Source organism: Streptomyces sp. NBC_00878 (assembly GCF_026341515.1).
Taxonomy (GTDB): Bacteria; Actinomycetota; Actinomycetes; order Streptomycetales; family Streptomycetaceae; genus Streptomyces.
Map to the genome: position 1 here is coordinate 7447526 of NZ_JAPEOK010000001.1, position 26525 is coordinate 7474050.

Annotated in this window: 24 protein-coding genes; 5 read left to right on the forward strand and 19 right to left on the reverse strand. The window is 69.0% G+C overall.

What is annotated here, in order from left to right:
* Positions 1-6: 6 nt before the first annotated feature.
* From OHA11_RS32265 to OHA11_RS32275, 3 genes are read right to left on the reverse strand one after another with little or no spacing between them, the layout of a single operon-like run.
* Entirely contained in the window at positions 7-849 is an 843-nt protein-coding gene (locus tag OHA11_RS32265) for a carbohydrate ABC transporter permease (protein ID WP_266502386.1), read from the reverse strand.
* A 3-nt stretch (positions 850-852) separates the two neighbouring features.
* Positions 853-1770 carry a carbohydrate ABC transporter permease gene (locus OHA11_RS32270; RefSeq protein WP_266502387.1) on the reverse strand — a complete coding sequence of 306 codons (918 nt, stop codon included), beginning with the start codon at positions 1768-1770 and terminating at the stop codon, positions 853-855.
* A gap of 5 nt (positions 1771-1775) precedes the next feature.
* Positions 1776-3176, reverse strand: coding sequence for an ABC transporter substrate-binding protein (locus tag OHA11_RS32275; RefSeq protein ID WP_266502389.1), 1401 nt, complete (start codon positions 3174-3176; stop codon positions 1776-1778).
* Positions 3177-3458: 282 nt separating this feature from the next.
* Here OHA11_RS32275 and OHA11_RS32280 point away from each other — a divergent pair, with 282 nt between their 5' ends.
* The gene (locus OHA11_RS32280) at positions 3459-4478 is read left to right on the forward strand and encodes a LacI family DNA-binding transcriptional regulator (protein ID WP_266502391.1); all 1020 of its coding nucleotides are present in this window, start codon (positions 3459-3461) and stop codon (positions 4476-4478) included.
* Positions 4479-5047: 569 nt separating this feature from the next.
* On the opposite strand, the gene OHA11_RS32285 is transcribed toward OHA11_RS32280, so the two are convergent.
* Positions 5048-5932 carry a hypothetical protein gene (locus OHA11_RS32285; protein WP_266502393.1) on the reverse strand — a complete coding sequence of 295 codons (885 nt, stop codon included), beginning with the start codon at positions 5930-5932 and terminating at the stop codon, positions 5048-5050.
* A gap of 990 nt (positions 5933-6922) precedes the next feature.
* Here OHA11_RS32285 and OHA11_RS32290 point away from each other — a divergent pair.
* The 3 genes from OHA11_RS32290 (at position 6923) to OHA11_RS32300 (ending at position 10867) form a co-directional block, all read left to right on the forward strand.
* On the forward strand, positions 6923-9091 hold the full coding sequence (locus OHA11_RS32290; RefSeq protein ID WP_266507611.1) for a xanthine dehydrogenase family protein molybdopterin-binding subunit: 2169 nt from the start codon (positions 6923-6925) through the stop codon (positions 9089-9091).
* Positions 9092-9121: 30 nt separating this feature from the next.
* Entirely contained in the window at positions 9122-9577 is a 456-nt protein-coding gene (locus tag OHA11_RS32295; RefSeq protein ID WP_266502395.1) for a (2Fe-2S)-binding protein, read from the forward strand.
* A 132-nt stretch (positions 9578-9709) separates the two neighbouring features.
* A complete protein-coding gene (locus OHA11_RS32300) occupies positions 9710-10867 on the forward strand; it encodes a helix-turn-helix domain-containing protein (protein WP_266502397.1) in 1158 nt (385 codons plus the stop codon).
* Positions 10868-10935: 68 nt separating this feature from the next.
* Here the strand turns inward: OHA11_RS32300 and OHA11_RS48425 are convergent, their stop codons facing one another.
* The 5 genes from OHA11_RS48425 to OHA11_RS32330 all read right to left on the reverse strand — a co-directional run bounded on the left by OHA11_RS48425 (position 10936) and on the right by OHA11_RS32330 (position 14961).
* The gene (locus OHA11_RS48425) at positions 10936-11664 is read right to left on the reverse strand and encodes a D-Ala-D-Ala carboxypeptidase family metallohydrolase (RefSeq protein ID WP_323186717.1); all 729 of its coding nucleotides are present in this window, start codon (positions 11662-11664) and stop codon (positions 10936-10938) included.
* Positions 11665-11721: 57 nt separating this feature from the next.
* Complete coding sequence (locus tag OHA11_RS32315) at positions 11722-12138, reverse strand: hypothetical protein (protein WP_266502399.1); 417 nt, start codon at positions 12136-12138, stop codon at positions 11722-11724.
* A gap of 32 nt (positions 12139-12170) precedes the next feature.
* Positions 12171-12587, reverse strand: a complete 417-nt coding sequence (locus tag OHA11_RS32320; protein WP_266502401.1) for a hypothetical protein — start codon at positions 12585-12587, stop codon at positions 12171-12173.
* 61 nt (positions 12588-12648) lie between these two features.
* Positions 12649-13998 carry a GH25 family lysozyme gene (locus OHA11_RS32325; RefSeq protein WP_266502403.1) on the reverse strand — a complete coding sequence of 450 codons (1350 nt, stop codon included), beginning with the start codon at positions 13996-13998 and terminating at the stop codon, positions 12649-12651.
* A gap of 288 nt (positions 13999-14286) precedes the next feature.
* Positions 14287-14961, reverse strand: coding sequence for a helix-turn-helix domain-containing protein (locus tag OHA11_RS32330; RefSeq protein WP_266502405.1), 675 nt, complete (start codon positions 14959-14961; stop codon positions 14287-14289).
* 50 nt (positions 14962-15011) lie between these two features.
* On the opposite strand from OHA11_RS32330, the gene OHA11_RS32335 reads away from it, so the two are divergent.
* Positions 15012-15293: a hypothetical protein gene (locus OHA11_RS32335; RefSeq protein WP_266507613.1), complete on the forward strand. Its 282-nt coding sequence runs from the start codon at positions 15012-15014 to the stop codon at positions 15291-15293.
* Between the two features lie 22 nt (positions 15294-15315).
* On the opposite strand, the gene OHA11_RS32340 is transcribed toward OHA11_RS32335, so the two are convergent.
* The 10 genes from OHA11_RS32340 to OHA11_RS32385 form a co-directional block, all read right to left on the reverse strand.
* Positions 15316-16785 carry an aldehyde dehydrogenase family protein gene (locus tag OHA11_RS32340; RefSeq protein ID WP_266502407.1) on the reverse strand — a complete coding sequence of 490 codons (1470 nt, stop codon included), beginning with the start codon at positions 16783-16785 and terminating at the stop codon, positions 15316-15318.
* 30 nt (positions 16786-16815) lie between these two features.
* The gene (locus tag OHA11_RS32345; protein WP_266502409.1) at positions 16816-17826 is read right to left on the reverse strand and encodes an ABC transporter ATP-binding protein; all 1011 of its coding nucleotides are present in this window, start codon (positions 17824-17826) and stop codon (positions 16816-16818) included.
* Positions 17823-18875 (reverse strand): ABC transporter ATP-binding protein, encoded by a 1053-nt coding sequence (locus tag OHA11_RS32350; protein ID WP_266502411.1) that lies wholly within the window; start codon positions 18873-18875, stop codon positions 17823-17825. The genes OHA11_RS32345 and OHA11_RS32350 overlap by 4 nt, the downstream gene beginning before the upstream one ends.
* A 67-nt stretch (positions 18876-18942) precedes the next feature.
* Positions 18943-19635 (reverse strand): GntR family transcriptional regulator, encoded by a 693-nt coding sequence (locus tag OHA11_RS32355; protein ID WP_266502413.1) that lies wholly within the window; start codon positions 19633-19635, stop codon positions 18943-18945.
* Positions 19625-20530 (reverse strand): ABC transporter permease, encoded by a 906-nt coding sequence (locus tag OHA11_RS32360; protein WP_266502416.1) that lies wholly within the window; start codon positions 20528-20530, stop codon positions 19625-19627. Before OHA11_RS32360 ends, OHA11_RS32355 begins: the two co-directional genes overlap by 11 nt.
* Positions 20517-21464, reverse strand: coding sequence for an ABC transporter permease (locus tag OHA11_RS32365; RefSeq protein ID WP_266502418.1), 948 nt, complete (start codon positions 21462-21464; stop codon positions 20517-20519). The genes OHA11_RS32360 and OHA11_RS32365 overlap by 14 nt, the downstream gene beginning before the upstream one ends.
* Positions 21465-21502: 38 nt before the next feature.
* A complete protein-coding gene (locus OHA11_RS32370; RefSeq protein WP_323186718.1) occupies positions 21503-22789 on the reverse strand; it encodes an FAD-binding oxidoreductase in 1287 nt (428 codons plus the stop codon).
* Positions 22786-23454: a haloacid dehalogenase type II gene (locus tag OHA11_RS32375; protein WP_266502420.1), complete on the reverse strand. Its 669-nt coding sequence runs from the start codon at positions 23452-23454 to the stop codon at positions 22786-22788. The genes OHA11_RS32370 and OHA11_RS32375 overlap by 4 nt, the downstream gene beginning before the upstream one ends.
* A 27-nt stretch (positions 23455-23481) precedes the next feature.
* The gene (locus tag OHA11_RS32380; RefSeq protein ID WP_266502422.1) at positions 23482-24999 is read right to left on the reverse strand and encodes an ABC transporter substrate-binding protein; all 1518 of its coding nucleotides are present in this window, start codon (positions 24997-24999) and stop codon (positions 23482-23484) included.
* Between the two features lie 434 nt (positions 25000-25433).
* Positions 25434-26393: a cation diffusion facilitator family transporter gene (locus tag OHA11_RS32385; protein ID WP_266502424.1), complete on the reverse strand. Its 960-nt coding sequence runs from the start codon at positions 26391-26393 to the stop codon at positions 25434-25436.
* Positions 26394-26525: the final 132 nt, after the last annotated feature.

A 26525-nucleotide genomic window follows, 5' to 3' on the forward strand; every position in this document is an offset into this window, starting at 1 on the left:
GGGGTGTCAGCCCTTGACCGAGCCCTGGAGCAGCGCCTTGACGAAGTGGCGTTGCAGGAACAGGAACACGAGGATCGTGGGGGCCATGATGAGCAGGGCGCCGGCGTTCAACAGGACTTGGTCGGTGCTGTATTTGGTGGTGAACGCCTGGAGGGCGCCGGCCATCGTTCGCTTGTTGGGGTCGTCGATCAGCACCAGGGCGAGCAGGAACTGGTTCCAGGTGGACAGGAACATCAGCAGCGCCAGCGAGGCGATCGCGGGGCGGGCGAGTGGCAGGTGGATGTGGAGCAGGGCCCGCCAGGGGCCGGCGCCGTCCATGCCCGCCGCTTCGGATAGCTCTCGGGGTACGCCGGCGAAGTGCGCCCGCATCCAGAACACCGCGAACGGCATGTTCATCCCGATGAGGGGGAGGACCAGCGCCCACTGGGTGCCCAACAGGCCCATGGCCCTGGTCTGTTCGTAGAGGGGGACGATCACGATCTCGTACGGCAGCGTCAGCGTCATGACCAGGACGATGTAGAAGACGCGGCCCAGCGGGATCTCCAGGACGGCGATCGCGTACGCGGCCATCGTGGAAATCAGGACCGCCACCGGGACCACGCCGAGCACGATGAGCGTGCTGGACTTCAGCAGCGTGGTGATGTTGGCGACGTTCCAGGCGTCGACGAAGTTGTGCCAGTGCGGGTCGGACGGCCAGCTCAGACCGGAGGGGAAGGATCCCTGGGGTGCGAGGGCCGCGCTGACCATGCTCAGCAGCGGTACGACCGAGTAGAGCGCGGCTGCTGTGATCAGTACGAGTCCGGGGGCGCGGCGGCGCAAAGTCCGTACGGTCTGCGTTCGTTCGGGCATAGGTCACTTCTCCCGGAACAGCCGCTGGAGCGGTACGACGACGGCGATCACGATCAGGGCGAGGACGACGGCGAGGGCGGAGGCCGCGCCGAGGCGGGCGTCGTTGAAGGCCAGGTTGTAGACGGCGACTCCCGGGACCATCGTCTGGGTTCCGGGGCCGCCCTGGGTGGAGAGGTAGACGACGTCGAAGCTGGCGAGCGCGGCGATGATCGTGATGGTGACGCAGACGCCGATCTCGTTGCGCAGGCCGGGCAGGGTCACGGCCAGGAACTGGCGGACCGGTCCGGCGCCGTCGATGCGGGCCGCCTCGTACAGGCTGTTGTCGATCTTTCCGATGCCGGACAGGAGCAGCATCGTGCACAGCCCGGTGGACAGCCAGGTGCCGATGAAGCCGACGGCAGTCAGGGCCCAGGTGAAGTCGGCGAGCCAGGGGCGGGCGAGGTCGTCGAGGCCGACGGCGCGCAGGAGCTGGTTGACCACGCCGTTGTCGGAGTACATCCAGGTCCAGGCGACGCCGGCGGCGGCTCCGGGGATGATCTGCGGGAGGAAGAGGAGGGTGCGGGCCAGGGCTCCGGTGAAGCGGCCCTGGAGCTGGCGTAGTACGGAGGCGGTGATCAGGGCGAGGGTCACCGGCAGAACGGTGAAGAAGAGGATCAGGTAGAAGGCGTGGAGCAGGGTGGTGAACTGCTCGGAGTCGGTGAAGACCGCCGTGTAGTTCTTCAGGCCCACCCAGGTGGAGGCGCCGATGCCGTCCCAGTCGTAGAAGGAGTACTGGATCGACAGCAGGACCGGGTAAAAGTTGAAGACGCCGTAGAAGGTGAGGGCGGGGAGGGCGAAGAGCCAGCCGGCCCACCGGTGCGCCCGGAGCCTGCGGCGGCCCCGGGCGGCGGCGCCCTTCCTGGTCGGTCGGGTCGAAGGCATGGTGCTCAGCTGCTCTTGAGGGCGTCGGCGTAGGCGGTCTGGAGGGTCTTCACCATCGCGGCCGGCTCGACCTTGCCGGAGACCAGGAGCTGGAGCTGCTGGGTCACCTTGGTGCCGACGGCGGGGGCGGAGTTCTGCAGCCAGCTGTCGAAGCCGTTGTCGGCGGCGATGGCTGCGTAGCCGGTCTGGATCTGCTCGGTCAGGGTGCCGGACAGGGACAGCTTGGCCGGGGCGGCCGTACCGGAGGTCAGCGCCGCGTACCCGTTGGCGACGGCGACCTTCGCTGCTTCGGGGGTGGTGAGGAAGTCGAGGAACAGGGCGGCGGCGTCCTTGTTCTTGGAGCGGGCTGCGATAGAGAAGGCGAGGGTGTTGCTGGTCATGCCGGCGTACTGGCCGCCCTCGGTGGCCGGGGGCATCGGGAAGACGCCGTACTTGCCCTTGAAGTTCTTGTCGATGGTCTGGGTGATCCAGCTGCCCTGGAAGAAGAACAGGCCCTTGCCGCCGGTGAACTGGCCGTACGACGCTTCCTGGTTGATGGCGTTGACGTCGGAGGCGAAGTAGCCGGCTTTGATCCACTTCTGCAGGGTCTCGGTGGCCTTGACCGCGGCCGGGGTGTCCAGGGTGGCGCCGGGCTTGTGGTAGACGATGTCGCTGAGCTTCTGGGCGCCCATGTAGTCGCCGAGCAGCAGGTTGTAGAGGTGGCCGATCAGACCGTCCTGGTTGGAGGCCACGATCGGGGTGATCCCGGCCTTCTTCGCCTTGGCCAGGTCCGCTTCGAGCTCGGCGACGGTCGAAGGCACGGTCTTCACGCCGATCTTGGCCGCCAGTTCCTTGTTGTAGAAGACGCCGACCAGGGGCCCGGCCGAGCCGCCCGCCTGATACAACGACCCGCCGCCGATCACGCCCATTGCCACCCGTCCCGGGGCCAGCGCGGAGGCGGGGACCTTCTCGCTCCAGCCGTACGCCTTGTCGTAGGCGTCGAGGTTGGTGAGCAGGTTGTCCTTGACGCCGCCGAGGAGGTCGTACGGCTGGACGATGTCGGGCGTGGAATCGGAAGCGAGGAGCCTCGGCAGGACCGTGTTGTAGTTGTTGTCCGCCTCGACGCGCAGCTTGACCTTGATCTTCGGGTACTCGGCCTGGAAGGCGTCCGCGAGGCCCTGCTCGTACGACTCCAGGCCGGCCGCGGAGAACAGCGTCAGGGTCGCCGGGGTGTCCGCGACCGCGGTGTTCACTGCGGTCGGGGTCGCGTTGGCCGGTGAGTCGGAGCCCGAGTCCGATCCGGGGGCGCTGCACGCCGCCAGTGTGACCAGCGCGGACGCGGCGGCGATGGCTGCCAGCGGGGTGCGCAGACGGGCAACGGCGCGGGTGCCCGGTCTGGCGGGGGAGGTGGGGTGCTGCTCAGGCATGATGCCTCCTCGCATTCATGCGTCTGCCGCTCACGGTCGGCAGACAGAGGTCGGTGCGCATTCCGGACCGGACCGCAGGAGGTGCGAAGGTTTCGGAAGCGTTTCCGTTGCCGAAAGACTGAGGTTGCCAAGCCGCCCTGTCAAGTAACGAAACCGCAACATGCATGTGACGTGCTGAAACGATCAGATGCACGGACGGGGCAGCATTCGGCACCGGTTGAGCCCTTGAAAACCCTTCCGGGAAACATGGAAGCGTTTCCGAAAGTGGGTTAGCCTTCCGGCATGCCGCAGAGCTCCCGAAAGATCAACATGGCGGACGTGGCCCGTGCGGCCGGCGTTTCGATGGCCACCGCCTCGCGCGCGCTCAACAACGAGAACGGCGTCGCCGAGGCCACCCGCCGCCGCGTCCTCGCGGTCGCAGATGAGCTCTCCTATGTCGTCTCCCCCGAGGCGTCCCGCCTGGCCGGAGGCGACACCGGCCGGATCGCGGTGGTGGTGCCGCACATCTCCCGCTGGTTCTTCGCGACCCTCCTGGAGGGGCTGGAGTCAGTGCTGCGCGCCGCCGACCTGGACGTGCTGCTCTACCACGTCGACGACATCGAGGACCGGCACGACTTCTTCCACCGGCTGCCCGCGCGGCGCAAAGTCGACGCGGTCGTCGTCCTGGCCTTCCCCGTCGGCGAGGAGGAGCAACGGCGCCTGGAGCTGATGAGCGTCACCGTCATCGCCGCAGGCGGCCAGCACGCGCCCTACCCCAACGTCTCCATCGACGACGAGACCGCCGGCCGCCAGGCCATGGACCACCTGCTCTTCCTCGGCCACCGACGCATCGCCATGATCGCCGCCGTCGACCCCGACCAGCCGGACGAGGTACAGCCGTCGGGCCGCTCGAACGCGTACCACGCCGCCCTGCGCGACGCAGGCATCCCCGTCGACGAACGACTCATCGTCACCGTCGACTGGGGCGGCGCCCAGGGAGCCGACGCCATGGCCAAACTCCTCAGCCAGCCCAAACCCCCCACCGCCGTCTACGCCCACTCCGACGAAGTCGCCCTCGGCGCGATCCGCACGCTCCGACGCGCCGGCCTGCGCATCCCCGACGACATGTCCGTCATCGGCATCGACGACCACCCCGTCGCCGAACTCACCGACCTCACCACTGTCCGCCAACCCGTCCGGGAGCAAGGTGAACTTGCCGGACGCATGCTCCTGAAGATCCTGCGCGGCGAAGAGACCGACCACGACGTCGTCGTTCCCACTCAGCTCGTCATCCGTGGGAGCACCGCGCCACCGCGTGGGTGACCGCAAACCGCGCTGGGAGAAGTGGACCTGAACCGGCGGCCGGATGGCTGTACCCCTGTGCCAGGAAGCGAGGCTGATGCGCGTTGGAAAGGCAATCCGCTGCACGAAGGTTCCGGCCCTCTTGCCGAGCTGGGCGGACGCCGGTTGCTGCAACTTCTGAGTGCCCTTCAAGGATGCTCAGGGGCCATCCAGGGGCCGCAAGGGCAGGAACGGATCGACAAGGACCGTGCGGGGCTGACATTGATCAACCCGTTTGACCTGCGAAAACGCCAAGGATCAGCATTGATCGGCAAGGACCGCCAAGATCCCCAATGGACTCATAATCCGTCGGCCGTGGGTTCGAGTCCCACCCGCCCCACTTGAGACGTGGCCTGACCTGCGGAAACGTTCCTCGTGAGGTGTTGGAGCGTCAACTTTCACTCAACGGACGCAATCCGCTGCCGACGTGGCCGTGCCGACGGTGTTCCCGGGCCGGTTCGTTGTCCCATGTGCTGGTCTGTGGGCATGGGGCTGTCATCCACTGGAGTTTGCTGAGCGCCGTCATGCCGTAGATCTCGCCGGTTCCTGGCCTATCGCACACCGGGCTGGAGCTCGATGCGCATGTCGTCGGCTTCCCGGAGGACGTAGACATGATCGGTTTTCGCCCTCCAACCGGTATGCACGACGTAGTAGCGGCCCTCGCGCGCCACGATGAGCCGGAGTCTTTCGTAGCGGTAGCGAAGGTAGACATCCTCGCCGAGGTCCGTAAATTTCGGAGCGCCTGGTTGTCGAGAGCTGAGGCCGAGCCGGTGGGCGCTGTAGACAACCAGGCCGGTCCGTGTCACTACCTCACGGCCGTCGTTCGTGGCATGTCGTTCTCCGAGCTGGCCGGCGGCCAGGGTGACAGTCCAGAGCAGGAAGAGTCCTGCGGCGAAGATCGGCACAGCTGTGTCGCGAAGTCCTCTGGGGCGATCCGCGTCGATGTGTCGCGCTTCACCGAGCAGCAGACCCATCGCGATGAGCAGCGGGCCGGCCCAGCGGTACGGCAGCAGCAACTGCCATTGCCACCAGAGGATGAGCAGGAGCAGACCTGCGGCCACGACGAGTAGGTAGCAGTCAGCCAGCATCGATGCGCCGTGCGCGGCGCCCCGCACAACGCCGTCCGGTAGCGCCTGTCGTGGTCGGCGCCCGCTGATGGCGACGACGATGAGTAGCACGACGGTTCCGACGAGGACCGGGAAGGTCATCAGGTGCAGGCTCTGCAGGACGAACTCGGCGAAGCCAAAGCCGAGAGAGAACGGGGAGAGGTGGAAGTGACCGTAGTACGCACTCGTGTAGATCACGCCCACGTAGAACATCAAGGCGGCGATGAACGACGCTTGAGCGACCACGATATTGATCAGCGTGGTCGAGGACGTCAGGTCCGGTCCCGTTCGCTTCGGCCACTGAGTGGGGCGAGACTCCGGTGTGCTCACGTACCGTCCGGCGCGGGCGGGGGAACCACGTCTCCGGGGGACGCTGGGCAATCGGGCCCGCCGGGACACTCCGGAGGAGTGAGCGTGGGTGTGACGCCCGTGCCCTCCTCGTTCGTGGGTCCTGTGTTGGACGGAACGGGCTCAGGCGGGGGGACTGGCTCGCCGCCGTAGGAAGGAGAGCCGTCGGACGGCGACGGATGCGGTGACGGTGACGAGTCGGTGGCGCTCGCTGTCGTCGCTGTGGGAGAGGGCGCGGAAGGGGATGCCTCGTCCCCGTCGGAGCCATCACCTGACCCGCAGGCTGCCACGAGTCCGAGGCAGGCGGCGAACACACCGATGCGGGCCATCCGGCTGAGGGCGTACCTCATGCGTGTTCTCCGTCTCTCCCGGGCGCGATCGGGGGAGAGCGTAACGACGTTCCTCCTGGTCACCGGGTGAACCTGACGGGAGTAGCTGCCTCGCACCACTCGATCGGATCAGTCCTGCGTGATGGCAAGCTCTCCCGGCAGCACAACGTCCGTCAGGGGGTGGTGGCCGGCAGTCGCGTGGGCACGGCGGGCAGCATGATGCCGTCGCCGATGGGCGCGGTGTGCGGCACGAGGGCCTGCGACCGGGCGGTGTGAAGCAGGTCCGGAAGCGCGTACGGTTCGGCGGCGTCGGGGCCGACCCGGGGCGGCCCTCGGCCTCACTGCTCGCCCGTGACGGTCAGCCCCGCCCGTCGCGCAGTCTCCCGGCGTGGACTTCATTCACCGACTCGGTAGAGCGCGACCGCGCTGTGGCCCCACGTTTCTGCCGCACAGACGCTCCGCATCGATGAGATGAGGGGCGACACCACCCGGGCTCGCCTCGGCACGCGATCCGGCAACTCGGCTCCCGCACGCAACCCCGAAGGGCGGTGACCCCTCATAGGAGTCGAAGCACAGGAGTCGAACCACCGGGATACTCGGAGAGGAACGTCCGTTGGCCCGTCAGTTGTCTCGCCGGAAGTTCGTGGTCTACTCGCTCGCGGCATCCACGTTGACCCTCGCCGCGCCGCTCGGCTGTGACGCGGCGCCGGCGGAAGGCGCCGAGCCCGGCGCGGCCGCGCCGCGCCGTCCGTCCGACGTCCTGGTGACCGGCACCGACGACGAGATGCTGGTCCTCGAAGTCACCGCGGCCAACAAGGTTGTCGTACGACTGCCGCGCGTCGAGGTCGGTCAGGGCGTCACCACCGCGGTCGCCATGATGATCGCCGAGGAGCTGGATGCACGGCTCGTCGACGTCGACATCCCGCTCGCCGACGCCCGTACCAAGGGCAACCAGTTCACCGGGGGTTCGAGCTCGGTGAGGTCGCTGTACGGTCCGGCCCGGAAGCTGGCCGCCCTGGCGCGTGCCAAGTTGGTGACCGCGGCGGCCAGGCGCTGGAACCTCCCCGCGCGGTCCCTGCGTACCCGGAACACGAAGGTGATCGCACCGGACGGGCGTTCGGCCACCTTCGGGTCGCTGACCGCGAGCGCCGCCGGGATCCGCCGGCCGGCCGTGTCGAGCAAACCCAAGCCGGCGGTCCGGCACCGGGTGATCGGGCGGCCGACGACCCGGATCGACGCCCGGGACATCGTCACCGGCAAGGCCAAGTACGCCGGGGACCTGGCGGTGGCCGGAGCGAAGCCGACCGTGGTGGCCCGGCCGCCGACGCTCGGCGGGAAGCTCGTCTCGGTCGACTCCCGGGTCGCGCGTGCGATGCCGGGCGTGCACGCCGTCGTCAAGGTCGCCGGTGGGGTCGCCGTGGTGGCGGAGTCCTTCCACCATGCCTTCAAGGCGAGGGACGCTCTGCGGATCACCTGGGCACCGGGCCCGATGGTGGCGCTGTCCGACACGGCGATCCGCTCGCGGCTGCGGGCCGCCGTGCCACGGCTGGGCAATCCGCCGCGCGGATCGACGCAGACGGAGGGTGAGTTCGAGTTCGCCTTCGTCAGCCACGCCCCGATGGAAGTGCTGACCGCGGTGGCGGACGTTCGTGCGAACGGTGCCGAGATCTGGTTCTCCTCCCAGGGGCCGATGGGCGCCCGGGAGGACATCGCCTCGGCGGTCGGGCTGCCCGGGGCGAAGGTAAAGGTCCATGTCGTGCGAGGCGGCGGCTCCTTCGGCCGGCGGCTGAACCACGACGCCGCGATCGAGGCGGCCCTCATCTCGAAGGCGGCACGCCTGCCGGTCAAACTGATGTGGAGCCGCGCCGACGACATCCGGCACGGCCGGATGCGCCCGGCCAGCCACCACCGCATCCGGGCCAGCCACGCACGGGGCAGGGTGGTGGCGTTCGCCCACGCGATGGCTTCGGTGAGCGAGTCGTACGAGGGCCAGGGTCTTTCCGCTCAGGGGTCTGCGCAGGGATCCGCTCTGGGGCCCGCTCTCGGATCCGCGCTGGGATCCGCGCTGGGATCCGCTCAGGGCGGGGTGACCCCGGCCGTCGCACGTGCTCCCGGCCCGCTGCCCAGCGACAGCGGCCTGTACAACTTCGGCCCTCTGTCCGGGAATTCGGGCTCGGTCGAACTGGCGATCCCCCTCGGTGCCTGGCGGTCGGTGGACTCCGGGACCATGCGGACCGCGGAGGAGATCGTCGTCGACGAGGTCGCGAGGAGCCTGGGCAAGGACCCGGTCGCCTTCCGGCGCACCACACTCAGGAGCAAGGCCGTCAAAGCCGTGCTCAACAAGGTCGCGGACGCCGGTCACTGGGGCCGGACCCTGCCGACCGGCCAGGCGCAGGGTGTCGCCGTCCACGAGGAGTACGGCTCGTGCGTGGCGTGCCTGGTCGAGATCGACGTCACCGATCCGAAGAACCCCCGGGTGACCAAGGTGGTGATGGCGGCCGACGTCGGAATGGCCGTCAACCCGCGTGGTCTTCAGGCCCAGCTCATGGGCACCGCGGTCGACGGCATCTCCACCGTTCTCCAGGCCGGCCTGCACATCGACCGGGGCGCCGTACGCGAGAGCAGCTACGCCGACTTCCACTATGCCCGCCAGCGGCACGCCCCGCTGCGGTTCGAGGCGCACATCATGCCCTCCCGGCGGGAACCGGGCGGGGCGGGCGAACTCGGCGTCCCGGCCGCGGCCGGCGCCGTCGCCAACGCCTATGCCCGTGCGACGGGTTCCAAGCCCCGCCGCTTTCCCCTCAACTTCTGAAACCTCTGACCCGACCCCGAGAAGGTGCCGATGCCCTCCTACTCCTTCGTCCTCAACGGGAAGCCGGTCACTGTCGAGGCCCCGTCCGACATGCCACTGCTGTGGGTCCTGCGGGATGTGCTGAACGTGACCGGTCCCAAGTACGGCTGTGGCGTCGGCGTCTGCCGTGCCTGTACGAGCCATCTCGACGGTGGGGAGATCCAGCCCTGTGTCGTGCCGGTCGCGGACTGCGCGGACCGCGAGGTCACCACGATCGAGGGCCTGGCCGACGGCGACAGGCTGCACCCCGTGCAACAGGCGTGGATCGACCGTGATGTCGCCCAGTGCGGCTTCTGCCAGCCGGGCCAGATCATGGCCGCGGCGGCCCTGCTGAAGAAGACGTCCCACCCGACCGACGCCGACATCGACCGCATCGAGAACGTCTGCCGCTGCGGTACGTACTCCCGGATCCGCGAAGCGATCAAGAAGGCCGCGGCGAACGACTGACAGCTGTCGGTGACCCTTTGTCAGAAAGCGTCGTCAGAAAGGCCGTTGATGGTCGCATTACGGTAGTGAAAGGGCGCACGCACTCCTTTCGTGGGGTGTAACTTCTACCCGTCAGTAGAGGCTTGAGCAAGGGTGGATCTTTTGGTTGCCTCTCCGCATACCGAAAGGTTCGCCGCGTACCTTCGGATGCTGAAGGACCGCAGTCGCCGGGGTTACGACCGCCTCGGCAAGGAGGCGGGCGTCAGTGGTTCCAGCCTGCATCGGTACTGCTCCGGCCTCAGCGTCCCCGTGGACTACCGGGTGGTGCACACCTTCGCCAAGGTGTGCGGCGCCAGTGCGGAGGAGCTCCGCGAACTCCACCGGCTGTGGGCGCTCGCGGACATCGACCGGGATCGGGATGTGTCGGCCGAGACGGCAGCCAAGGGCAACCCGGAACCGGAACTGGAACCGGAACTGGAACCGGAACCGGAACTGGAACCGGACGAACCCGCTGTGCCCGCGCAGGCGAGTCCCGGGCCCGACGGGTCTGCCGTGTCCGCCCAGGGGAGCCCCGGATCCGACGACGTCACCCCGTCGGAGATCACCCCCGACGAGACCGGGAAGCCGCGACGGTTCCGGGTGCCCGAGAAATTGTCCCCCCGTTTCGCGATACTGGCCGCCGTGGTCGCGGTGGTGCTGGTGGCCGGCTTCGTGTGGATGCCCGGCGGCAGCCTCGGCGGTGCCTCATCCGCGGCCGGCGACAGGCTGCTGTACTCCTCCGCATGCCAGTCGGTGAGGATGGGGCAGCACGACGAGTGCGTGCGCGAGGTCCAGAGGCTGTTGGTGCGGGCACAGGGCAAGCTCGCCGTCGACGGGGACTTCGGGCCGGAGACCCTGCGCCGACTGACCGCGTTCCAGGTGCTGGCGGGTGTGCCTGCCAGCAGCGTGGTCGACGAGGCCACCAGGAAGGCGCTCTACGCGCAGAAGGTGAGCATGTCGACCTGGTCGCCGGCCAAGGTGGCGAAGCGGATCCGTGAGGTGTTCGTCGAGGATCCCGACGCCGCCGTGGCCATCGCCCGCTGTGCGTCGTTCCTCGACCCGCTGTGGGTGCTGCCCAACACCAACGGCAGTCGCAACTGGGGCGTGTTCCAGATCTCCGACGCCCGCCTGCAGGAACTCGGTGGCACGCCGCTGATGGCGTTCGATCCGGTGTGGAACATCAGGGCGGCCCACCAACTGTGGAGCGCCGGGCACGACTTCCACGACTGGCCCTCCTGCGAGGCGGCGTTGAAGGGCAAACCGAAGAGCTAAGGGCAAACCGAAGAGCTAGGGGCAAACCGAATAGCTGAAGCCCGGAGCTCCGCTCCCCCGAAGCGGCGTCAGATCGTGCCGCTCTCCCACCACCAGGCGCGGCCGAGGTCGGCCCTGCTGTCGACGTGCTGGTGGTCGACGGTGTACCTCTCCAGCCCGGAGAACCCGCAGGTCTCCGCCTTCTGGTAGACGGTCTTGTTGGCCACGCCGGGCACGTCGAGGTCGGCCGCGGTGCCGTACAGGTGCATGCTGTCGCTGGCCCCGCCGATCTCGGCGTTGTGCGCGATGCTGCGGAAGCCGGAGTTGACCGTGATCGGCTTGTCGCCCAGCTTCTTGCGCAGCGCCTCCAGCTTGTACATGCAGCGCCGGACGTTCTCCTTCACCTGCGACGCGCTCACCTTGCCGCCGTTGAAGTTGCCGGCCGCCTGGTCCATGAACTCGGCCCAGTTGAAATGGAGCGTGGAACCGTCCGACTGCTCCAGCGCGTTGAGCTTCGCCTGGGTGTTGGGTCCGACGCTGGCGTCGGCGGTGAGCCCGTACGCCGTCTGGAACCGGCGTACGGCCGCGGCCGTACCGGGGCCGAAGTCCCCGTCGATGCCGACCCGGGTCTGGCTGGCGCTGTCCGCCGCCCAGCCCGCGACCCTGATCTGCAGTTCGGTCACGTCGGCGCCGGTGGCGCCCTCATTCAGGGTGCGCGACCACGAATAGGCCTGTGCGACGCCCGAGAACAGCAGCTGACCGAACGCGACGCCGGCGCCGGCGGCCAACGTGCCACGCAGCATGGCCCGGCGGTTCATGGGACGGAAGGAGGAAGTCATCATCGCCCTTTCGGGGAACGCTGGTACGGGAAGAGGTCAGTAGGCGAGCTGGAAGGTGACGTTCTGCGCGTCGGTGTCATAGGGGCCCACCCGCAGAACGAAGTGGGTGCCGTCCTTCACGTCGGTGGCGACGGTCAGCCATTCGGTGCCGTGGAGGGAGTACGTGTTGTCGTGGTTGCACTTGGTGGTGTGGTCGACGAACACCGCACAGGCGTACAGGAACACCCCGGGCTCGTCCGTGATGAGCCGCATGTTGATGTCGTTGCACCGCGAGGACGTGGTGTAGGTGCCGTACGACACGGGGGACGTGGAGTAGCGGTACGTCAGGGTCTTCGCGCCGCCGTAGCAGCTGACCGCGGCGGCCGAGGACTGCGCGGAGGCGGGCGCGACGCCCACTCCCAGCAGCGCGGCCGTGGTGAGCAGAGCCGAGGCGAGCGCCTTGTTCCGGACCATGGTGGTCTCCGTTCGGTGAGGGGGCAGAGTGGTCAGAAAGCGAGCTGCACGACGGCGTCGTCGCCCTCCAGGGGGATGCCGTTGGGCACCGTGAACTTGGTGCCGTCCAGGACGTCGGTGGCGATGGTCGTCCAGCTCCGGCCGACCTTGGTCCAGCGGTTGCAGGTGCCGGTCCTCGCGAACTTCACGCAGGCGTTCACGTACTCCGCGGTACCGCTGATGACGCGCATGTTGATGTCCTGGCAGCGGCTCGTGGTCCAGTAGGGGCCGAAATCGACCACGTCCCCGTAGCGCACCGTGACCGCTCCGCCGTAGCAACTCGTGGCGGCGGCAGTGGTGGTGGCAGTCGTGGTGGCAGTGGTGGTGGCGGCCGAGGCGTGCATCGGAGCGGTGAAGCCGAGGGTGGCGAGCAGCGCGACGAGGGACGCGCGTGCGAACCGGGTGGTCATGGGGTTCTCCTTGGTCTGGCCGGTCCGGCCGGTCTGGCTGGTCCGGCCGGTTCGGCCGGGATCAGCGGTTGGCCAGACGGTCCAGGTCGGCCTGGGTGCCGTTGAACACGTCCCCGGTCGCCGGTGCCCGGACGCCCGGGACGAGCGCGGCGTCGGTGTACTGCCACATCGCCCAGGCCGTCGAGCCGGTCGGCAGCGGCGGCTGGGTGATCGACGTGCGGTAGTCCGCGAGTTGGAGCGGATACCGGGCGAAGGCGGTGGTCGAACCCATGCAGTCGTCCAGGAAGGACTTCTGGGTGTAGATGATCGGCGTGCGGCCGAAGGCCGCCTCCACCTTGTCGAGCCAGGCCTTGGCGTCGTTCACCGTGCCGTAGGCGGGGCAGCGTCCGCTGCCGTCGTCCATGCGTTCCAGGTCGAAGACCGGCGGCAGGTCGCCCGCGCGCTTCCCGGTGTAGCCGGTCGCCCGCACGGCGGCGATGAACCGGTCGGCCTGCGCGGCACCCGTGTCGGCCGCCGTGCCCGTGTAGAAGTGGTAGGGCGCGACGGCCAGTCCCGCCGCCCTGGCGGCCACGAGGTCGGTGGCGAGGTATTCGTCGGTGACGTTCAGACCCCGGGTGGCCTTGACCGTCGCGAACTCGACACCCGAGGCGCGTACGGCCTTCCAGTCGATCGGCGCGCCGCCGGGGTGCTGGTACTTGGCGGTATCCAGTCCGTCGATCGGGTAGCCGGCGGGGCGCGGTGGCGTGCAGTACGTGTTACGGCTGGACCAATCCACCAGCTTCGCCCAGGTGCTGGGACCCACGACGCCGTCGGCACCGAGGTTGGCGCAGTGCTGGAGCTCGATGACCCGGGACTCGGTCCCGCCCCCGAAGTCGCCGTCGATCGTCAGCGGCGGATAGTGGAGCGGCTCCATGGCCAGGTTCAGCCGGCACTGGAGCTCCTTGACCTCAGTGCCGTTCGCGCCCTGTTGCAGTGTCGGCCGCGTGGAGGTGTGGCCGCACACGGTCGTCTGCGCCGTGGTCGACGTGCCCTGGGTCGCGCAGGTGCGCGGCCCGGCGGCCCAGGTGTTCAACGCCGCCCAGGTCTGCGGGCCGAGCACACCGTCCACGCCCAGCCCGGCACACCGCTGGAACTCCTTGACGCGCGCCGCCGACGCCGGCCCGAACGAGCCGTCCGCCGCGATCGGTGTGTACTTGCTCGGCTTCGTCGCCAGATTGAGCTGGCACTGCGCCTCGACAGCCGCGTCCCCCGTCGATCCCTGCTGCAGCGTGGGCTGTGCGCTCGTATGCCCGCAGACCGCGACCGCGGCGGTGGCCGCGGACTCCGCGGCCTGCACCACCGTGGGCCCGTACAGGGGCAGGACCGCTGCCACGGCGAGGGTCAGACCCCGCAGAAGCGTCCTTCGTCCCATCTGGTGTTCCCCCTCTTGTGAGTCGCCGGGAGGTCCCGGCAGGGAGATGCTGGCAGCGGCTGCACCGAAGGCCGGATCCTCTTGCCCGGGTTGGGACGCCGGGACAGTCACGCGCCTGTGACCTGCGAGGACGGATCACCGCTGGGATGAACACGGGATACGGGCGGCGGAGGCGGAGCTTGCCGGGGAGGTGCCACGGGGCGCAGCCGCGGGTAACCCAGCCACCCGGTTGCCTGTCAGGAGGCAGGCGAATACCTCAGGATTTCCGGATCACCGGGGAGGAAGCCCTCACACAGACCCGCGGTTCTCATCCGCCAAGGCCTGCCATTCGCGTGGCGACATGCCGTACAAGGCGCGGAACGCCCGACTGAAGTGGGCGGGGCTGACGAAGCCCCACCGCTGGGCCACGGCGGCCACGGCCGGCCTGGTCCGGCGGGGACGGCCGAGCTCCCGGCGGCACGCCTCAAGACGGCGGAAGCGGATCCATTCGCTCACCGTCGTCCCCTCCGCCTGGAAGAGGCGCTGCAGGTGGCGTACGGAGATGTGGTGGGCGGCGGCGACCGTCTCCGCCGACAGGGCCGGATCCGCCAGGCGGGCATCGATGAATGCCCGGGTCCGCAGCAGCAGGGTCTGCCGCGCGGCGTCCAGCGACGCGGTGTCCTTGCCGAGGCGCTCGGTGAGGAGGGTGGTGAGCAGGTCCGACACGTTTCGGGCGAGCAGTTCGCCGATGTCGGGACGGTACGTACCGGCTTCGGCTGCCAGCTTGGACAGCAAAGGCACCACGATGCCGACCAGTCCCTGTTCCGGACCGATCGTCACACCGGTGATGTGCCGGAGCTCGGATTCGGCCAGTCCGAGCGACTGCCGCGGCATCTGGAAGACCACCGTCTCGAAACGGTCCGGGAAGTCGAGCGTGTACGGGCGGGTCGTGTCGTACAGGGCGAACTCCCCGGGCCTCAGCACCGCGGTCCGGCTTCGAACTGTTCTGTGACACCCCTGTCAAGCAGCAACTGCTGCAGCGCGGCGGTGGTTTCGCCCGGATCTACGGCCCCGACGGCCGCCCGTTGGCCGAGCCGCTGCCCGAGGACGCCGAAGGCATCCTCTACGCCGACATCGACCTGTCCGCCATCCCCATCGCCAAGGCGGCCGCCGATCCGGTCGGACACTACTCCCGCCCCGACGTCACCCGGCTCCTGCTCGACCCGGCACCGCGCCGACCTGTCGAGTACACCGTCACCGGCGTCGAGGACTTCGACGAGCTGACGGTTCCGGAACCGGAGACGGCGCAGGCTTGAGGAATGGGGACGAGGGCCGCCCTCACGCTCCCCGGCGCACAGCGATGACCTTCGGCTCGGTCATGGCCTCTACGGCGTAGCGCACTCCCTCGCGGCCGACGCCCGATCGCCGGGGTCCGCCGAACGGCATCGCGTCGATCCTGAAGTCGCTGCTGTCGTTGACCATCACCGCGCCGACGCGCAGCCGTTCGGCGACGGTCAGGGCCGTGTCCAGGCCAGTGGTGAACACGCCTGCCTGGAGGCCGTAATGCGTGTCGTTGGCCCGAGCCACGGCTTCGTCCACCGTGTCGAACGGCTCGATCGTCAGGACCGGTCCGAAGACCTCGTCGGTCATCACCCGGGCATCGGCGGGTACCCCGGTGAGCACGGTCGGCCAGTGGAACGCGCCTTCTCGGCGGCCTCCCGCGAGCAACTCGGCGCCGTGGTCGAGGGCTTCCCGTACCCATTCCTCGACCCGGCGCGCTTCGCGCTCGTTGATGAGGGGGCCGATGTCGGTGCGCGGATCGGCTTTGCCGCCGACCGTCAGCGCCTCGGTGGCCTTCACCACGTCCTGGGTGAACCGGGCGGCGATGCGGGCGTCGACGAAGACCCGTTGTACGGACAGGCAGTTCTGCCCGGCCACCCCGAACGCGCCGTCCACGACTGCCTGTGCCGCCAACTCCCGGTCCGCGTCGGCGAGTACGAGTACGGCGTTGTTTCCGCCCAGTTCCATGAGGGTCTTCTTGGCCCCGGCGGTGCGTGCCACCTCGTTGCCGGTCCGGTAGCCGCCGGTGAAGGAGACGAGGTCCACCAGGTGGTGCCCGACGAGTGCGCGCCCCGCGCCGCTGCCGGTTCCGGGGACGATCGCGAAGCGGTCGGCGGGCACCCCGGCGTCCAGCAGTATCCGGGCGAAGGCCAGTGCGGTGAGCGGTGTGGCCTCGGCCGGTTTGAGGACGATGCCGTTGCCGCCGGCGAGTGCGGGGCCCATCTTGTGCGCGACCAGGTTGAGCGGGTCGTTGAACGGAGTGATGGCGGCGACCACCCCGACGGGTTCACGGGTGTACCAGCCGAGGCGGTCGTGTCCGCGGGGAGTGTCGGAGAAGGGCAGGGTTTCGCCGGTGAGGCAGCCTGCCTGCTGGGCCGAGAGCCTCAGGGTTTCGGCGGCGCGCGCCACCTCTCCGCCCGCCTCCTGTACGGTCTTGCAGCCTTCCCGGGAGATCACTTGCGTCAGCAACTCTCGCCGTTTCAGGACCAGTTGGGCTGCGGCGTCCAGTACCTCGCGGCGGCGCCACGCGGGCCAGTTCTCCCCGGAGGCGACGGCCGCGGCCACGCCGGTGACGGCTTCGTCGACCTCGGCGGGGGAGGCGTCGGTCACGCGGCCGAGGAGGCTGCCGTCCTCCGGATCGTGCACGGGCATGGACGACGCGCCGTCCACCCAGCGGCCGGACCACAGGGCTCCGGCGGGCGGTTGCCAGGTCAACGGCGCGGCGGCTTGGGGCTCGGCTGCGGGCATCGGCTCGCTCCTCTGGTCGGTCGGCGCGTTCTACGCGTCGGGGTAGTGGCACGAGACGAGGTGTCCTTGGCTGCCGGAAGCCGGCGTGGGCGGCTCGATGCCGCACCGCTCACGGGCCTGGGGGCAGCGCGGGTGGAACCGGCAGCCGGCAGGCGGGTTCACGGGGCTGGGCGGCTCACCGCGCGGGGCGGGGAACGCGCTGTCCGCACCGGGCTGCTCGGGCAGCGAAGCGGCCAGCAGCGCCTGGGTATAGGGGTGCGCGGGGCGCTCGAACAGATCCTCCCGGGACGCCACCTCGACGATCTCGCCCAGGTACATGACCGCCACCCGGTCGCAGATGTGGCGTACGACCCGCAGATCGTGGGAGATCATCAGCAGGGTGAGGTCCAGCTCGTTCTTCAGCTCGATCAGCAGGTTGAGGATCTGGGCGCGGATCGAGGCGTCGAGCGCGGAGGTGGGTTCGTCGCAGATCAGCAGGCGCGGGTTCAGCAGCAGGGCGCGGGCCACCACGACCCGCTGGAGCTGACCGCCCGAGCACTCCCCGGGGCGTCGGCCGAGGAACGACTCGTCCAGCCCGACCCGGTTGAGCGCCTGGATGACGCGGAGGTGCCGTTCTTCCCGGGTGCCCAGGCCGTGTTGGGCCAGCGGTGCGTCGAGGCCGGCTCCCAGCCGCATCCGCGGGTCGAGTGCGGCGTACGGGTCCTGGAAGACCAGCTGCATGGAGCGGCGCAACGCCTTGCGTGCGGCGCCCCTGGTCGCGGCGACGTGGGTGCCGTCGAAGAGTACGCGTCCGGAGTCGACCGGCGTCAGCCCGAGCATGGCTCTGGCCAGGGTGCTCTTGCCGCAGCCGGACTCGCCCACCAGGCCCAGCACTTCGCCGGGCGCGATCGTGAACGACACCCCGTCGACCGAGTGGACGTATCGCTTGCGTCCGAAGGCGCGGCCCTTCAGCGGGAAGTGTTTGACCAGGTCCTCGACGACGACGAGGGGCTCTCGTGCCTCCGCGGACGTTGCGGAGGCCGCTGTTTCGAGTGCCGTCATGCCTTCACCGCCTGGGCGGGGGGACCGGCGTCGTGCTTCGACGCCCAGCAGCGGCAACGGCGCTCGCCGCCGCAGACATGCAGCGGAGGCTCCTTGTTCGCACACTCCCCGGTGATGCCGAGGTCCTGCGAGACCGGACACCGCGGCTGGAACCTGCAGCCGTGGTCGAGGCTGCGGGACTGGGTCGCGCTGCCCGGTATGGCGAACAGCCTGCCCTGCTCGGACTGGAGCAGCGACGCCTTCAACAGGGCCCGGGTGTAGGGGTGTTCGGGGGCGTGGAAGACATCGCGCACCGCGCCCTCCTCGACGACGCGCCCCGCGTACATGACGGCGACGCGGTCCGCGATGGAGGTGACGATGCCGAGGTCGTGCGTGATGAGCAGGATGGACATGCCGGATTCCCGCTGCTTGCGGCGGAGCAGCTGCAGGATCTGGGCCTGGACCGTCGCGTCGAGGGCCGTCGTCGGCTCGTCGGCGATCAGCAGTGCGGGATCGCCTGCCAGGGCCGCCGCGATCATCACTCGTTGTGCCATGCCGCCCGAGAGCTGATGCGCGTACGCCGAGGCGCGCCGTTCCGGTTCGGGAATGCCGACGTCGCGCAGGAGCTCCACGACGCGGGCCTTCGCCTGGCGGCGGCTGAGCCCCTGGTGGAGGCGGAGCGGTTCGGCGACCTGGCTGCGTACGGTGGCCGTGGGGTCGAGCATCGCCTTGGGCTGCTGGAAGAGCATCGCCATCCGGTGCCCACGAACGCGGTCCATCTGTTTCGGGGTCAGACTCGCCAGGTCCTCGCCGCCGAGGGTGATCAGGCCGGCGGTGACCCGGGCGCCCGGCGGGAGCAGCCCCATGACGCTCGACGCCGTGACGGTCTTCCCCGATCCCGACTCACCGACCAGAGCGACGATCTCGCCGCGTCGGACGGACAGGTCGAGACCGTCGACCGCGGGGGTGGTGGAGCCGGAGCCGGAGAACTCCACTCGGAGGCCACGGATGTCGAGAGCGGTGTCGGAGGTACTGCCAGCAGCAGGCGCGGGAGGACTGTGTGTGCGCATATCCGGGATCCCTTTACGAGGAGGATGTTCCCTGTACGAGGGCGACGCCGGGGAACGGGCGTGGCGGTCAGCGTTGCGTGGCGCGAAGGCGGTTCCGCACTGTCACGGTGGCTTCCGCGAAGTGCTTGTCGAGGGTGGCGAGCGCGGCGTCGACGTCGTCTCCCGCAACCAGCCGCGCCAGTTCACGGTGCTCGTCGATGAGGTCGAGCCGTGCCGGGTCGACGTCGGTGAGCAGGTTCAGGCACAGCCGGGTCTCGGAGATCACCGTGTCGTACATGCGACTGAGACGGGGACTGCCGGCTGCCTCGATCACGAGGGAGTGGAAACGCAGATCGAGATCGCCCACCTGCGACCAGTCGCCGGAGTCCGCGGCGCGGGCGATCGCGTCCACCGCCTCGTCCAGCGAGCGCAGCAGGGCGGGGGGTTTCGGGGAGGTGATGACGCGGCGGAAGGCGGCGGCTTCGAGCGCCTCTCGCGCGTAGAAGATGTCGAGGATGTCGGTTTCGTCGAGCAGGGGGACGAAGACTCCGCGGTGGGGCTGGCTCAGCAGCAGTCCCTCGTGGACCAGCCGGGCGAGAGTGTCGCGGACAGGCCCTCGGCTGACGCCCAGCGAGGCGGCGAGTTCTGCCTCGTTGAGCTGGGAGCCGGGCGGGAACTTGCCCTTGAGGAGGTCGCGCCGGATCTGCTCGCCCACCTGGGCGGCGAGCGTCCTGCGGGTGACCGGTGCAAGGGACGGTGCCTGTGCCGTCTTATCCGACATCGATGCTCTTCTTCCGCTTGAGTTCCAGACCATGGCCTATCAGGGTGACGCTGAGCGCGGTCAGGAAGATGACCAGGCCGGGCGCGATCACCAGCAGAGGGACGCGCTCCATGTACGGCTGGGCGTCCAGCAGCATGGCCCCCCAGTCGGAGTCGGGAGGCCGCACGCCCAGCCCCAGGTATGACAGTCCTCCTACGGTGATGAGTTTGTGCCCGAAACGCAGGAAGCCCAGGGCCATTACCGGGCGCAGTGCGTTCGGGATGACGTGGCGGAAGACAATGAAGGAGCGGGAGCAGCCCAGGGCCTCGGCGGCCTCGATGTACTCCCGGCTGTTGATCTCCAGGGCCAGCCCCCGCATGAGGCGTGCGAAGGGTGTCCAGCCCACGATCGTCAGAGCGGCGATCAACATGCTGTAGCCGGTGCCGAAGGCCGCGATCAGGAACAGCGCGACGACGACGTCGGGGATCGCGATCAGCAGGTCGGTGGTGCGCATGACGGTCTCGTCGACGATGCCGCCGCGCCGGGCGCTGAACGCTCCGACGACCGTGCCGGCGACCGCGGAGAGCACGAGGGTGATCGCCGCGATGGAGACCGAGAAGCGGCCTCCGTACATCAGTCGGCTCAGCACGTCCCGGCCCAAGTGGTCGGTGCCGAGCCAGTGCTGTGCACTGGGTGCGGCCAGCCGCTGGGCGAGGTCCTGGTGCGCCGGGTCGTAGGGGGCGATCCACGGAGTGAGCAGCAGGACCACCAGCACGGCGGCCAGTGTCACGGCGCCGGCGCGCAGCGTCCAGTGCCGGTCGAGGGCCGCGCGCAGACCGGCGGCCGCCCGATGTGCGACGTGGCGTGCCGTGCCGCGCCGGCCCGGGCTGTGCGGAACAGGGCTAGACAGCGCCATCGCGTACCCTCACGGCCGGGTTGATCAGGGCGTACAGGAGGTCGGTGGCCGTGGTGACGATGACCGCCAGCGCCACGATGCTCAGGATTCCGCCCTGGATCAGCGGGACATCGTGGTTGACCACCGCGTTGTAGACGAGCCGGCCCATTCCGGGGATGGAGAAGATGACCTCCACCACCACCGAACCTCCGAGCAGGCCCGCGAACCATAGGGAGAACAGCGTCATCACGGGCAGCAGAGCGTTGCGCAGCCCGTGCCGCAGCAGGGTCTGGGACTGGCTCAGACCCCGGCTGCGGGCGGCGACGATGTACGGCGCCGCCAGGACGTCGGTCATCGCGGCCCTGGTGACCTGGGTGAAGTAGGCCATGGGCCGCAGTGCCAGGACGAGCGCGGGCATGACCAGGGAAGTGGGGTCGCGCCAGCCCGCTGACGGCAGCCAGCCGAGGTAGCGGCTGAAGAGCAGGACCAGGATCGGTGCGAGCCAGTACTCGGGGATGGCGACGAAGCTCTGTGTCAGCAGCGTCACTCCGTTGTCCACCCGCTTTCCGGGCCGGGTCGCGGCGAGCGTGCCCAGCGGAAGGGCGGCCACGAACGCCAGCCCGATGGCGGTGACGGCGAGCGTGCCGGACACCCCCAGCGCACTGCCGAGCAGCTGGTCGACCGGCGTCCGGCTGGTGAAGGACACCCCGAAGTCCCCGTGTGCCGCCCGGCCGAGCCAGCTCAGGTACTGCGCGACGATCGGCTGGTCAAGCCCGAGCTCGGTGCGCAGGGACGCGATCGCCGCGGGGTCCAGAGCCTGGTCGGAGACCCTGGAGCGCAGGATCGTCCGCACCGGGTCGCCGTCCGAGGCGTACGGGATGGCGAAGGTGGCGGCCGACACGGCGAGCAGGGTGACCAGCAGGACCACGAGCCGCCGCACTACGAATCTGACCATCGTGCATCCCTCCTTTCGGGATCGTCGCCGGGCGGCGGCTACTTGATCACATCGAGGGTTCGGTAGTACGCCCCGGCGAACGGCAGGAACCAGGGCGGTCCGAAGTGACCGGGCACGCGGGGGAACTTGAGGCCCCGCCAGATGTTCGCCGCGGGCCTGCCGTCCATGACGTCGGCCATCTGACGGCCCATGTGGGTGGCCATCTGGACGCCGTGGCCCGAGTAGCCCACGGAGTAGAACAGCCCGTCCTGCTCGCCGGCGTGGACCATCTGGTCCAGGCTCAGGTCGACCAGGCCGCCCCAGCAGTAGTCGATGCGTACGCCGTCGAGCTGCGGGAACACCGAGAGCATGCCCTTGCGCAGGATGCGGCCGCTCTTCGCGTCGGACTCCGGACTGGACATCGCGAACCGGGCCCGCCCGCCGAACAGCAGCCGGTTGTCCGGCGTGATGCGGAAGTAGTACAGGAGGTTCTTGGAGTCGGACGCCATGCGGCGGGTGGGCATCAGTTCGTCGACGACCTCCTGCCGCAGCGGCTCGGTCACGATGATGAAGCTGCCGACCGGGACGATGCGGTTCCGCAGCCAGCGGAACGGAGAGCCGGTGTAGCCGCTGGTGGCGACCAGCACCTTGTCGGCGCGCAGGGTGCCGGCGGGTGTGGTCAGCTCGTGCACGGTGCCGCTGATCCGGCGGGCTTTCGTCACCGGGGCCTTCTCGTGGATGGTCACACCGAGACCGGCGGCGGCCTCGCCCAGGCCGCGCACGAACTTGCCGACATGCAGACCGGCGCCCTGGGGATCGGCCATGGCTCCGTGGTAGTAGTCGGATCCGATCTCGGACCTGAGGTCCTTCTTCGGGACCAACTGGGTCTCGTAGCCGATGAGTTCGGCCAGCGCGTCGTGGGTGCGCGCCAGCCGCTCGAAGTGCGCGGGCTTGGCGGCGAGATTCAGCTTTCCGGTCCGCGCGAAGTCGCAGTCGATGCCTTCCTCGACCACCAGCTTCTCGACGGTGTCGATCGCGTCGTTGTACGCCAGATAGAGCGCCTTGGCGGTCGGGATGCCGTAGCGGGCCACGGCCGTGAGGAATCCGATGGCCAGCCCCGTGGTGCACATGCCGCCGTTGCGTCCTGAGGCGCCCCAGCCGACGGTCTGCTGCTCCAGCACGGTGACCTGGGCCCCTTTGCGGGCCAGGTGGACGGCGGCCGACAGGCCGGTCAGCCCGGCGCCGACGATCGCCACGTCCGTACGGCCGCCGACCTCCACCGCCGTACGGTCCGGGCCGGCCGGGGCGGTGTCCAGCCAGTAGGGAACGGGCTTCACGGCGCTCACAGCCCGAGCAGGGCGGGGAGTTCGGACAGGAACTTGACCTCGTGGTAGCCGTAGTACGGCACGCTCGGCTCGTAACCCCGGTTGACGTAGACCTTGTTGAGGATCCGCAGGTCGTGCGCGGGGATGAGGTCGTAGCGCAGACTTGAGGAGACGTGCAGGATCTCGTCGGGGCCGCAGCCGAGTCGGCCGAGCATGTACTCGAACGCCTGGAGACGCGGCTTGTACGCCCGTGCCTGTTCGGCGGTGTACACCGCGTGGAACGGTGCGCCCAGCTTCTCGACGTTGCCGCCGATCTGGTCGTCGGCGGCGTTGGAGAGGATGACGAGCGGGTAGCTCTCGGCGAGCGTGCGCAGCGCGTCCGGGACGTCGGGGTGCGGGCCCCAGGTGGGTACGGCGGCGACGATCTGCTCGCCGTCCGTGTCGCGGTACTCCACCTTCCACAGGGCACACGCCCGCCGCAGGGCGCTCTTGATGACGTCGGGGTAGAACTGGTAGGCGCCCAGCACCTCGTCGATGCGGTATGCCTCGAAGTCGTCGAGGAAGTCCTCCATGCGGTCCGCGTCGACGCGGTCGGCGAACAGAGTGCGGGTGAGGGCGGACATCCCGAAGGCGGTCAGCGTGCCGTAGCAGTCGAAGGTGATGTACTTGGGCTGGAAGTCGATCACGACGAACTCCTTTGCGTCAGCGGGGGGTTACTTGCCGACGGACAGGCCGGCGGTGAGCGAGTAGTACGGGTGGACCGCGTAGCCCTTGACTCCGGAGGCGACGGCGACCGACTCCGTCTCATGGACGAGGAAGACGTCCACGGCGCGAGCCTGGAGTGCGGCGGCGACCTGCGCGTAGTCGGCGTACCGGGCCTTGGCGTCCTTGGTGGAGGCCGCCTTCCGGATGAGGGCGTCGATCTTCGGGTCGCAGAAGTGCGAGAGGTTGTAGCCGCCCTTGCACGTGTAGTCCGCGGTCAGGTAGCCGAGCGGGTCGGGCATGTCACCGAGGTGGTTGCGGGAGAGCAGAGTTGCCTGGAAGTCGCCGGAGAGGAGGTCCGGTTCCACCGAGGCGTAGTCGGCGGTCTTGATCGTCACCCGCACGCCTATGGCCTTGAGCTGCTGCTGGATGACGGCGGCGAGGTCGGCGAAGCCGGGCCCCTCGTTGTAGGCGATCAGCTGCATCTTGACGGACGCCGGGTCGACCCCGGCCTTGGCCAGCAGCGACTTGGCTTTCGCCACATCGGCCCGCACGGCGTCCGAGCCGTCGGGGGTGTAGGGCTCGCCGGGGGCGAAGGGGCCGACCGCCGGTCGTGCCGCTCCCGGGTAGACGGCGTCGGTGATCGCCTTGGTGTCGATCGCCGCCTGGATCGCCTGCCGTACCTCCGTCCTGTCGAACGGCGCCTTCTTGTTGTTGAGGACCAACTCGGTGGTCCGGGGCAGCTCCTGTGTCCGCACCGACGCACCGCTGCCGCCCTTGAGATCCTGGACGCTCGCGACGGGAATCTTCCTGGCGATCTGAGCCTCGCCGGTCTGCACCTGCGTGGCGCGCTTGGCGCCGTCGGCGATGAACCGCACTTCGGCGGAGGCCAGTTTCACCGAGCCGCCCCAGTAGGACGTGTTGCGCTTGAGGTCGACCGCCTGCTGGGGGATCACCTTGGTGATCCGGAAGGGGCCGGTACAGGTCCCCTTGGGATCGATCGACGAGCCGGTGTACGCCTTCGGAGCCAGGATCCCGGTGTTGGGGGCGGCGAGGCGGTAGGGCAGGAGGGCGTCCGGGGCGACGGTCGTGATCTTCACCGTCGAGTCGCCAACCGCTTCGACCCCGGCGATCGCCTCGGGCGAGAACGCGGATACGGGTGCCTTCGCGCCGAGTCCGTGCTTCAGGGCGCCGGCGACAGCTGAGGCGTTGAGGGGGGTGCCGTCCTGGAACTTCACATCCTGTCGAAGCGTGATGTCCCAGGTCTTCGGTGCGGACTGGGTCCATGACTCGGCGAGCATCGGCTTCAGCGAGCCGCTCGTGTCGTACTTCGCCAAGGTCTCCAGGCAGCCCAACTTGCTGAGTACGAAGGCGTCGTCCGTCTCCAGGGCCCAGTTGGCCACCGGCCCGAACGGTTCGTCGATCACGATGCTCCGGGCACCGGTGCTGCCGCTGCCGCCGGTCGAATTCCCACCCCCCATGCCGCAGGCCGCGAGGGACAGGGTCAGGGCCGTCAATTCACAGGTCAAGCGAAGTCTCTTCATGAATCTCACTCATCCGATTGGGATGGAACGGGATTCCCCCACCTGCTGGGCACCCGGACCGGTGGTCGTTGCTTCATGGCCCGGGTGATGGCTCTTGGTGTTCGAAGGTACGGAGACCTCTGCGGGTTGTCGATATGTTGTTGACGATATTTTGTAAACAACGCATTGCCTGGAGTTGTCCGGCGAATCCTTACGCTCCGGCACCGGAGGAGAGGGTAAAAGGGCAGCTCAGAAGCTGCGTTGCTCGTCAACTGCCCGTTGAATGCGGGCAATTGACGAAAGCGGCGCACGGCTGGCCCGAAGCGCGTTGGGGTGCAAGGAAGCGCACGCCGAAAGCGCCCGGGGCCACTGCTCCGTGCGGCCGGGATGAACTCTTGCTGATGCGGTTAAATGCTGCCGATGCTCCTAGTTCGGATAATTCAGATGTGCGCGAGCTTGGAGAGAGGGTTCTCCGGTTCGGTCTTGGCGGAGGGGTCCGTGTGCACCAAGGCCGCAGTCAGACGGGGCACGGCGTTGATGAGGGCGTGCTCGACCTCGGCGGCCACTTCGTGTGCCTCGTGCAGGTTCAGGTCGCCGTCCACTTCGATGGTGACCTCCGCCCGTAGCTGGTGCCCGATCCAGCGCATCCGCAACTCCGTCACGGCGTGCACTCCGGGTACGTCGTTCACGGCGGCCTCGCCCGTGTCGATCAGTGCCGGGTCGACGGAGTCCATCAGCCGGCGGAAGACCTCGCGCGCGGCGTCCTTGAGGACCAGCAGGATGGCGGCGGTGATGGCCAGGCCGACGATCGGGTCGGCCAGTCGCCAGCCGAGCGCCGCTCCGCCCGCCCCGATCAGAACGGCCAGCGAGGTGAAGCCGTCGGTCCGTGCGTGCAGACCGTCGGCGACCAGTGCGGCCGAACCGATCTTCCGGCCGATGCGGATGCGGTACCGGGCCACCCACTCGTTGCCGATGAACCCGACAACCGCCGCGACCGCGACGACGGACAGGTGCGAGATGTCCTGGGGGTTCAACAGCCGTTCGATGGCCTGATAGGCGGCCAGGGCCGCCGAGGCGGCGATGGTCAGGACGATGGCGATGCCCGCCAGGTCCTCCGCGCGGCCGTAACCGTAGGTGAACCGGCGGTTCGCCGCCCGTCGGCCGAGGATGAAGGCCACCCCCAGCGGCAGTGCGGTCAGCGCGTCGGCGGCGTTGTGAATGGTGTCGCCGAGCAGTGCCACCGACCCGGACAGGGCGACGACCACTACCTGGAAGAGCGCGGTCGCGCCCAGGACGCCGAGGGAGATCCACAGCGCGCGCATCCCCTCGGCCGATGACTCCATCGCGGAGTCGAGCTTGTCGGCCGCCTCGTGCGAGTGCGGCTTCACCATGTGCGCCATCTGGTGCTTCCACTGAGACCAGCGGCCCGTGCCGTGGTCATGGCTGTGGTCATGGTCATGGTCATGGCCGCGATCGTGGCTGTGGTTGCCGCTCTCGGGGTCATGATCGTGCCCCGCGTGGCTGTGATCGTG